Annotated in this window: 17 protein-coding genes; 16 read left to right on the forward strand and 1 reads right to left on the reverse strand. The window is 38.5% G+C overall.

All coding sequences use genetic code 11. The features are described from left to right. Positions 1–23 precede the first annotated feature (23 nt). The 12 genes from RYM16_RS00595 (at position 24) to pyrR (ending at position 8,997) form a co-directional block, all read left to right on the forward strand. Positions 24–1,553 carry a carboxyl transferase domain-containing protein gene (locus RYM16_RS00595; RefSeq protein ID WP_298710717.1) on the forward strand — a complete coding sequence of 510 codons (1,530 nt, stop codon included), beginning with the start codon at positions 24–26 and terminating at the stop codon, positions 1,551–1,553. A gap of 73 nt (positions 1,554–1,626) precedes the next feature. Then, a complete protein-coding gene (locus RYM16_RS00600; RefSeq protein WP_314981724.1) occupies positions 1,627–1,971 on the forward strand; it encodes an OadG family protein in 345 nt (114 codons plus the stop codon). A gap of 21 nt (positions 1,972–1,992) precedes the next feature. Next, a complete protein-coding gene (locus RYM16_RS00605; RefSeq protein ID WP_004696483.1) occupies positions 1,993–2,160 on the forward strand; it encodes a hypothetical protein in 168 nt (55 codons plus the stop codon). A 101-nt stretch (positions 2,161–2,261) separates the two neighbouring features. Next, the gene (locus tag RYM16_RS00610) at positions 2,262–2,645 is read left to right on the forward strand and encodes a biotin/lipoyl-containing protein (RefSeq protein WP_314981726.1); all 384 of its coding nucleotides are present in this window, start codon (positions 2,262–2,264) and stop codon (positions 2,643–2,645) included. A gap of 70 nt (positions 2,646–2,715) precedes the next feature. Then, positions 2,716–3,834 carry a sodium ion-translocating decarboxylase subunit beta gene (locus RYM16_RS00615; protein ID WP_314981728.1) on the forward strand — a complete coding sequence of 373 codons (1,119 nt, stop codon included), beginning with the start codon at positions 2,716–2,718 and terminating at the stop codon, positions 3,832–3,834. 192 nt (positions 3,835–4,026) lie between these two features. Then, the gene (locus tag RYM16_RS00620; protein ID WP_314981730.1) at positions 4,027–4,284 is read left to right on the forward strand and encodes a hypothetical protein; all 258 of its coding nucleotides are present in this window, start codon (positions 4,027–4,029) and stop codon (positions 4,282–4,284) included. 38 nt (positions 4,285–4,322) lie between these two features. Beyond that, a complete protein-coding gene (locus RYM16_RS00625) occupies positions 4,323–5,621 on the forward strand; it encodes an SLC13 family permease (protein WP_314981732.1) in 1,299 nt (432 codons plus the stop codon). Positions 5,622–5,865: 244 nt separating this feature from the next. Then, the gene (locus tag RYM16_RS00630) at positions 5,866–6,129 is read left to right on the forward strand and encodes a SemiSWEET family transporter (protein WP_054746836.1); all 264 of its coding nucleotides are present in this window, start codon (positions 5,866–5,868) and stop codon (positions 6,127–6,129) included. 514 nt (positions 6,130–6,643) lie between these two features. Then, positions 6,644–6,808 (forward strand): DUF362 domain-containing protein, encoded by a 165-nt coding sequence (locus tag RYM16_RS00635; RefSeq protein WP_005386021.1) that lies wholly within the window; start codon positions 6,644–6,646, stop codon positions 6,806–6,808. A 108-nt stretch (positions 6,809–6,916) separates the two neighbouring features. After that, positions 6,917–7,357 carry a signal peptidase II gene (gene lspA / locus RYM16_RS00640; RefSeq protein ID WP_314981734.1) on the forward strand — a complete coding sequence of 147 codons (441 nt, stop codon included), beginning with the start codon at positions 6,917–6,919 and terminating at the stop codon, positions 7,355–7,357. 99 nt (positions 7,358–7,456) lie between these two features. Continuing rightward, a complete protein-coding gene (locus RYM16_RS00645) occupies positions 7,457–8,380 on the forward strand; it encodes an RluA family pseudouridine synthase (RefSeq protein WP_314981736.1) in 924 nt (307 codons plus the stop codon). A 95-nt stretch (positions 8,381–8,475) separates the two neighbouring features. Continuing rightward, positions 8,476–8,997 (forward strand): bifunctional pyr operon transcriptional regulator/uracil phosphoribosyltransferase PyrR, encoded by a 522-nt coding sequence (pyrR, locus tag RYM16_RS00650; protein WP_265138716.1) that lies wholly within the window; start codon positions 8,476–8,478, stop codon positions 8,995–8,997. A 92-nt stretch (positions 8,998–9,089) separates the two neighbouring features. On the opposite strand, the gene RYM16_RS00655 is transcribed toward pyrR, so the two are convergent. Continuing rightward, positions 9,090–10,310, reverse strand: coding sequence for a nucleotidyltransferase family protein (locus tag RYM16_RS00655; protein ID WP_314981738.1), 1,221 nt, complete (start codon positions 10,308–10,310; stop codon positions 9,090–9,092). A gap of 186 nt (positions 10,311–10,496) precedes the next feature. On the opposite strand from RYM16_RS00655, the gene RYM16_RS00660 reads away from it, so the two are divergent. From RYM16_RS00660 to RYM16_RS00675, 4 genes are all read left to right on the forward strand, one after another. After that, positions 10,497–11,060: a hypothetical protein gene (locus RYM16_RS00660; RefSeq protein WP_054746832.1), complete on the forward strand. Its 564-nt coding sequence runs from the start codon at positions 10,497–10,499 to the stop codon at positions 11,058–11,060. A gap of 3 nt (positions 11,061–11,063) precedes the next feature. Then, positions 11,064–12,269 (forward strand): acetate/propionate family kinase, encoded by a 1,206-nt coding sequence (locus tag RYM16_RS00665; RefSeq protein WP_009351267.1) that lies wholly within the window; start codon positions 11,064–11,066, stop codon positions 12,267–12,269. Positions 12,270–12,421: 152 nt separating this feature from the next. Further along, positions 12,422–13,045 (forward strand): hypothetical protein, encoded by a 624-nt coding sequence (locus RYM16_RS00670; protein WP_314981740.1) that lies wholly within the window; start codon positions 12,422–12,424, stop codon positions 13,043–13,045. Positions 13,046–13,147: 102 nt separating this feature from the next. Then, complete coding sequence (locus RYM16_RS00675; protein WP_314981742.1) at positions 13,148–13,714, forward strand: Maf family protein; 567 nt, start codon at positions 13,148–13,150, stop codon at positions 13,712–13,714. Positions 13,715–13,731 lie beyond the last annotated feature (17 nt).

The following is a 13,731-nucleotide window of genomic DNA, read 5'->3' on the forward strand; positions in this document are numbered from 1 at the left end:
AAGTTTTATTTGGAGGTGCTATAATGGCAACAGTGCAGGAAAAAATCGAGTTATTGCACGAGAAACTAGCTAAAGTTAAAGCTGCTGGTGGTGAAAAACGCGTTGAGAAACAACATGCTCAAGGCAAAATGACTGCTCGCGAACGTTTGGCTAAATTGTTCGATGATAATTCTTTCGTTGAACTTGATCAATTTGTTAAACATCGTTGTGTTAACTTCGGTCAAGAAAAGAAAGAATTACCAGGCGAAGGTGTAGTAACTGGTTATGGTACTATCGACGGTCGTTTAGTGTACGCATTCGCACAAGACTTTACTGTAGAAGGTGGTTCTCTTGGTGAAATGCATGCCGCTAAAATCGTTAAAGTACAACGTTTAGCAATGAAAATGGGTGCGCCTATCGTTGGTATCAACGACTCCGGCGGTGCTCGTATTCAAGAAGCAGTAGATGCCCTTGCAGGTTACGGTAAAATTTTCTTTGAAAATACAAATGCATCTGGCGTTATTCCACAAATTTCCGTAATCATGGGTCCATGCGCAGGTGGTGCTGTATATTCTCCAGCATTGACTGACTTCATCTACATGGTTAAACACACATCTCAAATGTTCATCACTGGTCCTGCAGTTATCAAATCTGTAACTGGTGAAGAAGTAACAGCTGAAGATCTTGGTGGTGCAATGGCTCACAACTCCGTTTCCGGTGTAGCTCACTTTGCTGCTGAAAACGAAGATGATTGTATCGCTCAAATCCGCTACTTATTGGGCTTCTTGCCATCCAACAACATGGAAGATGCTCCATTAGTAGATACTGGTGACGATCCAACTCGTGAAGACGAAGGCTTAAACAGCTTGTTGCCTGATAACAGTAACATGCCTTACGACATGAAAGATGTTATCGCAGCTACTGTAGATAATGGCGAATACTATGAAGTACAACCATTCTATGCTACAAATATCATCACTTGCTTCGCTCGTTTTGATGGTCAATCCGTTGGTATCATTGCTAACCAACCAAAAGTAATGGCTGGTTGTTTGGACATCAATGCATCTGACAAATCTTCCCGTTTCATCCGTTTCTGTGATGCTTTCAATATTCCAATCGTTAACTTCGTTGACGTTCCTGGTTTCTTGCCTGGCACAAATCAAGAATGGGGCGGTATTATTCGTCATGGTGCTAAAATGTTGTATGCTTACTCTGAAGCAACAGTACCAAAAATTACTGTTATCACTCGTAAAGCATACGGCGGTTCTTACCTCGCTATGTGTTCCCAAGATTTGGGCGCTGACCAAGTATACGCTTGGCCTACATCCGAAATCGCTGTAATGGGTCCTGCTGGCGCAGCTAATATCATCTTCAAGAAAGATGAAGACAAAGACGCTAAAACAGCTAAATATGTAGAAGAGTTCGCAACTCCTTACAAAGCTGCAGAACGTGGTTTCGTAGACGTAGTTATCGAACCAAAACAAACTCGTCCAGCAGTTATTAACGCTTTGGCAATGCTTGCAAGCAAACGTGAAAACCGTGCTCCAAAGAAACATGGTAATATTCCATTATAATTCGATTCGGTAAACATATCATCGAATTTGGGAGATACCTTTCTTTACTACTTTTTTAGAAAGGGGAATGATTATGGAAGGACAAGCAGTTACTACCAATCCTTGGCTAATTATGGCGATTAATATGACAGTTGTGTTTGTTGTGTTGATTCTTCTCGGTGTTCTTATGGAAATCGTACATTTAATCGATCCAACTAAGAAAAAAAAAGAAGTACCTAAAACTGAAACAACTGTTGCAGCTCCAGCAGCAGCTCCTGCTGCACCAAGTGCATCCGCTCAAAATGAGGATGAAGTAGTAGCAGCTATCGTAGGTGCCATTGTGGCGATGGGGTACTCATCTGAACAAATTGCATCTATCCGACCTACAGCAACAAGTGCTAAATGGCGCTTGGAAGGTCGCTTAAGCGGTAGAGGTTAAAAAATTTTAGGAGGCATTTTAATGAGCAATGCTACAACAACTAACGGTAAAGCTCCATCTCAAGATGTAGTAGCAGTTATCGTTGGTGCATTAGCGGCAATGGGTTATTCCGCTGATCAAATCGCGCACATCCGTCCAATCGTTAGTTACAATTGGAAAATGGAAGGTCGCTTGCGCGGTAATCGATAAGATTATTGCCTAATTAGATAATCACTGAGATTATCCGATTTATATGTGTAAAAAATATTTATAAGTTTGGTGTAGACATACACATTTTGGAGGAATTTAAGATGAAAAAATTCAACGTTACAGTAAATGGTACAGCATATGATGTAGAAGTTAATGAAGTAAAAGGCGCAGCTCCTGCAGCAGCTCCAGCTCCAGCAGCAGCTCCAGCTCCTAAAGCAGCTCCTGCACCAGCACCAGCTCCAGCTGCAGCAGCAGCTCCAGTTCCAGCAGGTGCTGAAACTGTAAAAGCTCCAATGCCTGGTAAAATCTTATCTGTAGCAGTATCCGCTGGCCAAGCAGTTAAAAGAGGCGAAACTTTATTGATTCTTGAAGCTATGAAAATGCAAAACGAAATCGCAGCTCCACGTGATGCTGTAGTTTCCGAAGTACGCGTTTCTGCTAACCAAACTGTATCCACTGGCGACGACATGGTTGTACTTGGCTAATACCAAGTTTTGTATGGCGCGGCCGTGCCGCGTCATATAACAATTTTATATTTGTGAAAGGGGAACTCATATGGAGGCTTTTGCTGTTGCGATACAATCCGTTATAAATGATAGCGGTTTCCTCGCATTTACACCTTACAATGCTATTATGATTCTCGTAGGTTTGATCCTATTGTACTTGGCATTTGCTAGAGAGTTTGAACCATTATTGTTGGGTCCGATTGCCTTTGGTTGTGTACTTGCTAATATCCCTCGTAACGGCTTCGAAGAAGGCGTTATGGCGCTTATTAGTGCTGGTATCTCTCAAGAAATCTTCCCACCTCTAATTTTCCTTGGTGTAGGTGCAATGACTGACTTTGGTCCACTCATTGCTAACCCTAAAACATTGTTGTTAGGTGCTGCTGCTCAAATCGGCGTATTCGTTGCATTAGGTGGTGCAATGATGCTTGGCTTTACTGCTCAAGAAGCAGCTGCTATCGGTATTATCGGTGGTGCTGACGGCCCTACATCTATCTATTTAGCTACTAAGCTAGCTCCTCATTTATTAGGTGCAATCGCGGTTGCTGCATATTCCTATATGTCCTTGGTACCGTTGATTCAACCACCTGTTATGAAATTATTCACTACACAAAAAGAACGCGAAATCGTGATGGAGCAATTGCGTGAAGTTACACGTTTTGAAAAAATCGTGTTCCCAATTGTTGCAACTATCTTCATTTCCTTATTGCTTCCTTCCATTACATCCCTTTTAGGTATGTTGATGTTAGGTAACTTGTTCCGTGAATCTGGCGTAACTGAACGTTTGTCCGATACATCTCAAAATGCATTGATCAATACTGTTACTATCTTCTTAGCAACTGGTACTGGTTTAACTATGGATGCGGAACACTTCTTAAGTACTCAAACTATCCTAATCATTTGTTTAGGTTTAGTTGCCTTTATTGGTGGTACAGCCGGTGGTGTACTATTTGGTAAATTAATGTACTTAGTTGATGGTAAAACAAATCCACTTATTGGTTCTGCTGGTGTATCCGCAGTTCCAATGGCAGCTCGCGTATCTCAAGTAGTAGGTGCAAAAGCTAACCCAGCAAACTTCTTGCTCATGCATGCTATGGGTCCGAACGTAGCTGGTGTTATCGGTACAGCAGTAGCAGCAGGTACTATGCTTGCTATGTTGTCTAGCCACTAGTAATTAAATAATTATTCACCAAGGTGTGCCTAATTAGGTACACCTATTGGTGAATATAAAAACCCTTCAAATCTATGTATTCATGCATAAATAGGGTATATTTGCAATAAATGCTTTTCAGATCGGTCATTAGGTGATACAAGAATTCACACAATAACCTTCTAGTGCTTTAAAAATAGTAGAGGTGGTCACTTGTTATCAATAGAATTAAAAATAATGATTTGTTTTATTTGGGCATTTATTGTTTTTTTTATTACTGCACTGATTATCGGTAATGAAGGAAAGGCCAAATGGTTCCAACGTAGAACTAAATATACTTGGTTTAATCGCCGAGGATTTTTAGGGGAAGCGTTATTTTTTGGCTATCCTAAAACTAAAGAGGGTTATGGTATAACTTTCTTGATGGCTTCTGCTATCAGTATTGTAGGCTATATTTTATATCTCATCTAATACAATCAGTGCATTTCTCTGAAGGGAGATGATGATGTATGGGTACTGCAGAACAAACCTTAATCGTCCTTGCAGTCATGGCTGTTTTATTCGTTACGGAAATTATTCCTTTAGCTATTACTTCTCTAGGCGGTGCAATTACCCTAGGCCTTATGGGTATTATTACTCCTAAGGTTGTATTCTCTGGTTTATCTGATAGTACAGTTGTGTTGTTCGCTGGCATGTTCGTTGTTGGTGCTGCATTGTTCTACACTGGTTTAGCTCAAAAAATTGGGGAAACAGTTGTATCTCATGCAGGTACTAGTGAAAATGGCTTAATGCTTGCAATCATGGTTGTTACAGCAACTATGTCCGCATTCTTGTCCAACACTGGTACAACAGCTGCTTTACTTCCAGTAGTTGTTGGTATCTGTGCTGTTGCTAAGATTCCTGCGTCTCGCCAATTGATGCCTTTAGCATTTGCTGCTGGTATTGGTGGTATCATTACAATGGTTGGTACACCTCCAAACATTATCGTAAGTGGTACATTAACTAAATTTGGTTTTGCACCATTTGGTTTCTTCGAATTCGCTTGGATTGGTATTCCTTTGACTGTTGCTACTATCATTTTCATGATGCTTATCGGTAAACACTTGTTACCTAAACATGAAATCACTGATGCTGGTGAAGTAGAACAAGAAGTAGCTACTGAAGATATTTCTAACGATCCTAAGAAACAATTATTCTCCGGTCTTATTCTTTTAGGCGTAATCATCGCTATGATTTTAGGCGACTTCCTAAAAGACTATGGTATTAACTTACCATTGAGCATGGTTGCAGTTATTGGCGCAATGCTTTGTGTATTAACTGGTTGCTTGAACGAAAAACAAGCGTACACTTCCATTGACTGGGTAACAATCTTCTTGTTTGCTGGTATGATGCCAGTGGCAACTGCACTTGACCAATCTGGTGCAGGTAAAATGATTGCTAATGCTGTAATCGGCGTTATGGGCAATGATCCTAGCCCTTACTTTGCAACAGCTGTATTATTTGCATTGTCTTGTATCATGACTCAATTCATGTCTAACACTGCATCTTGTGCATTATTGGCTCCTATCGGTATCTCCATTGCCCAAGGTATGGGCGCAGACCCTCATGCTGTATTGATGGCTATCGGCGTTTCTGCATCTTGTGCATTCGGTACACCTGTAGGTACACCTCCAAATACATTAGTACTTGGTCCTGGCCAATACAAATTTACAGACTATGTAAAAGCTGGTGTTCCATTGATCTTAGTTTGCTTCGTAGTAAGCTTAATTATTATCCCAATGGTATGGCCATTCTTCCCTGGTAAATAATAGGGGATAGGTTACTCTACTATAAGAGCACACACGAGGTCGAATCGTAAGATTCGGCCTCGTTTTTTGCTGTGTGCTTTTAGCTTGTATGATTTAAATATAGATTACATATTAGGGACATCAAAAGTAATATGAATTAAACTTATTTGTACAATTAATTTTATCTAATTGACTGCATTAAAAAGATATGATATAGTATATTGTATTATATGTAATTATATACTATTGAATAAGGAGGTCATATATGACAAAAGAAAGATTTAATATGTTAGTTGGTTCTATTGGTGCATTTATTGGTGTATTTGTATTTTTAGCTTATATCCCACAAATTATTGCTAATCTTCAAGGTAATCCTAGTCAACCATGGCAGCCATTATTTGCAGCAGTATCTTGTTTGATCTGGGTATTATATGGTTGGACAAAATCACCTAAACGTGATTTTATCTTAATTGTACCTAACCTAGCAGGTGTAGTTTTAGGTACGCTAACATTCTTAACATCTTTCTAAGTGTTATATGTAGAAAATAAATAGTATTAATTTCTATGGTGAATAATAGGTCTATATTTAATAATAGTGAAGCTATTAAGTTGCTATATAAATATAAATTAGGTCGAATCGTATGATTCGGCCTTTTTTAGAAGAGTAAAACTTATCTGTTAAATTAAAATATTGATTAGCGATAAATTTACTATAATAAAAAATAATTTTTATGATAATGAATATTGATAATTAAATTCCTAGTATAGTACTAAGTATTTTAATTAAAATGATAATTGGTGCATTCTCATTTATTGAGTATAATACTCAATAAATTAAATGAAAAATAATATCAAAATATAGATAAATGTAGGCTTTTTATGATAAAAAGGAACAATTGTTATGCAAAAAAATATACATTTTTTTATCATTTTCATTTGACTTTCAATTAGAACTGTGTGATAATGAGAACATAAGTTGAGGCAAGTGCCTTTCTAAATGATAACAAAAGTTCTGATCTATATTTTTGACGGAGGTCCTAATTATGAGAGTTATTGCTGATGGTTGCATTAAATGTGGTTCTTGCGCATCTGTTTGCCCAGTTTCTGCTATTTCTGAAGGCGAAACTAAATACGAAATCAACGATACTTGCATCGATTGCGGTTCTTGCGAATCCGTTTGCCCAGTATCTGTAATTTCCGCTGAGTAATCACAAATAAAACATGCCCCTCATTGAGGGGCTTTTTATTTTGCCTAAAATTGTGTAACTTAGTATAATAGGACTATTAAGATATATATTATAGTAAGGGAGTTAATCTTGTTTTATACTGTACTAATTATTTGGCTTTTATTAGACCAATTATCTAAATATTATGTAATGAACCATTTTTTGTTAGGTGAATCGTTACCGGTTATTCCTAATGTATTCCATTTAACATATATTATTAATCGCGGTGCTGCTTTTGGAATGTTAGCTAATCAACGTTGGTTCTTTTTGCTCGTAGCGGTCATTTTACTTGGTGTATGTGCTTACTATTGGAAGCACTTGTCTAAAGGGCCTTGGACATTGCAAATCGGATCTGCTTTATTAGTTTCTGGCGCCATTGGTAATGGTATTGACCGTTATATGATTCACGGTGTAGTAGATTTCTTTGATTTCCGTGTATGGCCTATTTTTAATATTGCAGATATCGGTATTTGTGTAGGTGTAGCTTTTGTGGTGTATTATTTATTCACTGTGAAAGAAGACCATGAATAATCGATACTTTCACAGTGCTGAAAGATTTTTGAAACTGCGGACATATGCGGACGTATGCGGATATATTATATATAATACGTAACTATAAAGAGGTAGAGGATGAACGAATATATTGTTAGTGCTGAACAAGAAGGCATGAGACTAGATGTGTTTTTAACGGAACAGATGGAAGGTTCTCGTAGCTATATTCAAAGCTTAATTAAAGGCGGTCACGTTACCGTTGGTGGCAAAGCAGGTAAGGCCAATCTTCGTCTTACCCCTGACATGGTCATTCAGGTAGAAATTCCAGAACCTGAATCTGTAGAGGTAAAGCCTGAAGATATTCCATTAGATGTATTGTATGAAGATCATGATATTATCATCGTAAATAAAGCACGTGGTATGGTGGTGCACCCAGCGGTAGGTAACTATTCTGGTACACTTGTAAACGCCTTGTTATTCCATTGTAAAGATTTATCTGGTATCAATGGTGAAATTAGACCTGGCATCGTTCATCGTTTAGATAAAGATACATCTGGTGTTATGATGGCTGCCAAAAATGATGCTGCTCATATTGGATTGGCAGAACAAGTAAAAGAGCATTCCGCAAAACGTACATATTGGGCTCTTGTACAAGGTAATATCGTAGAAGAGAAGGGCACTATTAAGGCTCCTATTGGTAGACATCCTAAGGACCGTATGAAAATGGCGGTAGTCTTTGAAAATAGTAAAGATGCAGTTACTCATTTCAAGGTACTGGAGCGTTATGGTCATCAAACCTTGGTAGAGTGTAATTTAGAAACAGGTAGAACACATCAAATTCGCGTTCATTTTGCTCATATTGGGCATCCTGTTGTTAATGATCCATTCTACGGCTATCGCCGTATGGATTTTCCTATTGAAGGGCAAGCGTTACATTCTCGCTCTTTAGATGTAAAACATCCGATTACAGGCGAAGACATGCATTTTGAGGCACCAGTACCAGCTGATTTTGAGGCGTGTTTGGAATTTGCTAAGACGTATCGCGAAGATAAACGAAAATAATCTGATAGAACACATTTTGTACTTAATTTTGTACTTAGTTTACTACTTATTTGTATATAGGGGCATAGAGATAGCTATGCTGTAAGGGCGTATATATGGAAAAGAAACGCTTACTGATGGACCAAGACGCTATTATGCGTGCTGTTCGTCGTATAAGTCATGAAATTTTAGAACGCAATAAAGGTTTATCTGATGCACTTATTGTCGGCATTGAACGACGTGGTGTTATATTGGCAAAACGTTTACAAGCCGAAATCGAGCGCATTGAAGGTATCCATATTGACTGTGAGTCATTAAATGTTGCTATTTACCGTGATGATCGTGATGCCCGGCCTAAAGAAGGGGAGCCTTGTACGATTGATACGACGGAAAAGACGATTATCCTTGTGGATGATGTGCTATATACAGGTCGGACCATTCGTGCTGCCTTAAATGCATTGATGTCGGCAGGTAGACCTAAATCTATTCAATTAGCGGTGCTCGTCGATCGTGGTCATCGTGAACTACCTATTCGAGCAGATTATGTAGGTAAAAATATTCCTACGTCTCATCTTGAAAGCGTATGCGTTGCTGTCGCTGAACTAGATGGTGAAGAAGGGGTTACAATACAGTTATAACCTGTATTGTAACCCCTTTTTTAAGTTCACCTGTTTTGCGAAACTTTAGTTGTATAGATTTATAATAGAGTACATAAGTACTTGTAAAACAGTTACTTAATATATTGCGGTGTATAGGTATAGTCCTTATGACCTATACGATTACTTTCATTATGGAAGCATAAGGCTTGGATATCGGTAGCTAACGTGTCAATATGATGCATTGTTTGTCCTAATGCGCTTAGTTCATTAGCTGCTTTAACCCATTTTTGAATAAGTGGTATTTCGTATTCGTTACGGAGCCATTGACGACCTCGATCGTTAAAGGCTAATAGTCGAGCATATTGTGGGCCTTCTTCCATGGCGTTTTGTAATACATCTTTTGTTATACCTAGTGTGAGATAAGCGCCCATTCGTTGTAAGCGAGCATAGGTATAGCGCTTAGATTTAATTTCCTCTGTGGCCGCAGTCCAAGAGGACTGTTGAGCTGCTTTTGACCATAAATGCTCAATTCCTTCATTGAAATCACCAAATTTTTCTAGCTTTTTTGGCGTTGTACGCCGACTTAAGCTGTGTACCATATCATGGTAACGGTTGTAATTCACATAATTACCGTTTTCTATTACTTGAGTCATATCTGATGCAATGGATGGAGGAATAGTAGATTGAAGTTGAGCGGATAGATTACCAGTGCTAGTGATACATTGAGAGGATAGATTACCTGTACTAGTGATAAGTTGACGCAATGCTGTACCAGATGGCAATTCATCAGTAAGCGTTTCTTCGTGATGATTAGAAGTACGTAAAATAGGTATGTATTCAAGCTTTGCATTATACGCCAAGCCTGCGCGAATATATTCAAGGCCTAATAATGCATTTGGTGTATTGAGTATTTCCGTATCTAAGGCTTTGCGGAAAGCCGCACCATAGGACATGCCTTCCTTAATATAGGTCCGCAACTGTTCTTGCGTACTTTCACAATCCATACGTTTCGCTATGTCTACGAGAGCATCTAAATCAGCCGTTTCAGAACCAAAGGAGAGTGCATCAATATCGAGTGCTTTCACCATACGAATGGCACCAGTCCCAAATAATTGTGCGCTACCCGTAGAGTAGAGGGTAGGTAGCTCAATGACGATATCTGCACCACCGAGAATGGCCCAGCGAGCGCGATCAAATTTGGAAAAAATCGCCGGTTCCCCCCGTTGTACAAAGGAGCCACTCATGATACAAATTCGTAGAGCATCTGGATGTAGTTGTGCTAAGGTATATAGTTGATGAGCGTGACCATTGTGAAATGGATTGTATTCGCAGATAATACCAATTGTTTTCATAGAGACTCCTTTCATTAGTGATAGTGTAACAAAGCCTATAGATACTGTAAATAAATTTTAAGGATATGTAGATAAAAAGAGCCATTATACGCATAAAATTGTGTGTTAATATAAAGTTTTTTGTAGATTTTCTTGGCTCTATAAGCTATAATTAACTGTAAATGCTGAATTGATGTGAGGTATATGATGAAACAAAATTGGAAACGTACATTACAAGGGGCTCTGCTCGGTGCTGCGCTACTAGCAATGGCGGGATGTGGGTCAAATAATGTAATGGATACATATAGTTTTGGCCATCAAGTTATCCGTGCTGGTCAATCTGAGATTACCATCGCTTTGCCTTATGAAATGGGTAAAAGTACAAAAAATATGACTGATGATGGATATCCTATCGATATTTATGGGTCTGTTACAGAACATATGGTAATTGAAGTTGAAGCATTGCGTGCTGGTGAAAATAAACCATTACCTACAGTTGATGAATTCTTAAATCGTAGCAAATCTGAATTTACTAAACTGGGTGCAACCATCAAGGAAGAGTCCGTAGCATTAGGTGGAACATCTGCTAAGAAGCTAGATGTAACGTATGCAACGCAAGGGCAAACATTTAGATTTTCTCAATACGTATTCTTAGATCAAGGCGTATTGTGGAATATAATCTACCAATATCCTGAAAAGGATCAGGTAGGTGCTGATATCAGCAAAGAAATTCAAAACAAGATTCAAGTTACACAACAGAAAGAGGGTTAATCGATGAACGTATTAGTAGTTAACTGCGGTAGTTCTTCCTTGAAATATCAATTACTTGATATGACAACTGAAACAGAATTGGCAAAAGGTCTTTTTGAAAAGATTGGTGATCAAGACGCTATGTTCACTCACAAACGTCCAAACGCAGACAAATTAGAACGCGTTGAACCAATCTTGAACCATAAAGAAGCACTTCGTATTTTGCTTGATATTTTAGTTGATGCTGAATATGGTGTAATTAAGTCTATGGACGAAATCGATGCTGTTGGTCATCGTGTAGTACATGGCGGTGAAAAATTCGCTGACTCCGTATTGATCACTCCAGCTGTTATGGATGCATTAGAAGAATGCAGCTCCTTGGCACCATTGCACAATCCTCCAAACATTCAAGGTATCGAAGCTTGTCAAGCTATTATGCCAAATGTACCACAAGTTGGGGTATTTGATACTGCATTCCATCAAACAATGCCTAAAGAAGCTTACATGTATGCGCTTCCTTATGAATACTATGAAAACTATGGTATCCGTCGTTACGGTTTCCATGGTACATCCCACAAATATGTTGCACAACGTTGCGCTGAATTGATGGGTAAACACATGTCCGATCTTCGCATCATCACATGTCACTTAGGCAACGGTTCCTCCTTGGCAGCGATCAAAGGTGGTCGTTCTATCGATACTACAATGGGCTTCACTCCATTGTCTGGCTTGATCATGGGTACTCGTTCTGGTGATATTGACCCAGCTATCGTTCCATTCTTGATGAATAAAACTGGCATGAACTACGAAGAAGTAGATACTGTTATGAATAAAAAATCCGGTGTACTTGGTATTTCCGGCGTGTCTAACGACTTCCGTGTAATCGAAGAAGCAGCGGCTAATGGTAATAAACATGCTCAATTAGCATTGAACATGTTCCACTACAAAGTTCGCCGTGTAATTGGTGCGTTCGCAGCAGTTATGGGTGGTGTTGATGCTATCGTATTTACAGCTGGTATCGGTGAAAACGGTATCGGTAACCGTGATGCAATCTGCAATGGCTTAGAATACTTAGGTACTCGTATTGATTCCGAACGCAATAATGTTCGTGGTAAAGAACAAGAAATTAGTGCTGAAGGCTCCAAAGTTAAAATCTTCGTAATCCCTACAAACGAAGAAATCATGATTGCTCGCGATACTCAACGTATTACAGCAGCTTTGAAAAAATAATATAGTTCGTATTTGAACTAGGTGACTAATAGAGTCATTAAACCCCGTCTATATCTAAGATATGGACGGGGTTTTTGTAGTTTTTATGCATAGAATACCTTATAATAGGATGTATAGTTATAAAGTAGTGATTTCTTTTAAAGGGGTAAAGTATGACGGTATTATATGAAGAGAAGTCTCAGCGCGCTAAAAGTGCAGAGTTATTAGTAATGTGTTTTGTTTTCTTATTGCTGTGTGCAGTGGCATATACAACATATCGAAGCATTCAATTACATACGGTATTATTAGCTGAGTATTTCATTGAAATTATGGCTATCATTGTTATTGTTAAACAAGCGGTTAGTCGATATACATATATTTTGACAGATACAAAACTCATCATTGAAGAATCTTCTTTCTTTAGAAAACGTCATTTTGAAGTAGATTATGACATGATCGATGGGGTATTTAAGTTTGAGCGCGAGCTATTGTCGAATATTAAATATCGCTACAAATATAGAAAATGTTCCACCTCTGATCCACGTCCAATCTGGTCTTTGGTATATGCTATTGTAGAGGGCAATAAGGTTAAGAATGGTCGATTGTTGTTGAAAGCAGAAGATAGATTCTTTGAAATATTAGAAGAAAAAGTTCCAGGCCGTATTCGTGTGTCACAAGCAGATATCGTCTTTTATGCATCAGTTCGTGCTGATGCGGTAAAACACGGTGAAGATGTACAAGAATACTATAAAAAGTTAACAACACCTGAAAAGGATGGCCCTGATATTCTTGTTTAATTTACAGATATTTTCTAATGTATATTATCTAAATTAGTTGGAATGGTTTTATTTATAAAATGGTGAAATTAACTAAAATTTGTATACGATAAAGGAGTGCAAATGGCTGGATTATATTTGGCGAGCCAATCACCACGCAGAACTGAATTATTAACACAAGTTGGTATAGACCATACTGTAGTATCGAGTAGTTACGAAGAGCCTAATGAAGGTTACGATAGCCCTATTGCGATGGTAAAAGCTCAAGCTTTAGGTAAAGCTCGTTGTGCTGTAGGAATTCCTAAAGGTGGCATCGTACTAGGTGCAGATACTATTGTGGTCCTAGATAACGAAGTACTAGGTAAACCTCAAGATGAAGCTGATGCACGGAAAATGCTAGAACGTTTGTCGGGTCGATCTCATTCTGTAGTAACTGGCGTAGCACTGCTTATCAAAGGGGACGAAGTAGTATTTCACAATGAAACAAAGGTGTATTTCAAAGAATTAGCACCTTTTGAAATTGAATCTTATATTGCTAGTGGCGAGCCTATGGATAAGGCGGGTGCCTATGGAATTCAAGGTAAAGGGGCACTTTGGGTAGAGAAAATAGAAGGCTCTTATACCAATGTAGTAGGATTGCCAGTTGAGCATGTATACGATGAACTATGTAAAGCATTAGGAGCTAAATAACTCTATCATTTTATAGC

Source organism: uncultured Veillonella sp. (assembly GCF_963524655.1).
In the GTDB taxonomy this organism is placed as follows: domain Bacteria; phylum Bacillota; class Negativicutes; order Veillonellales; family Veillonellaceae; genus Veillonella.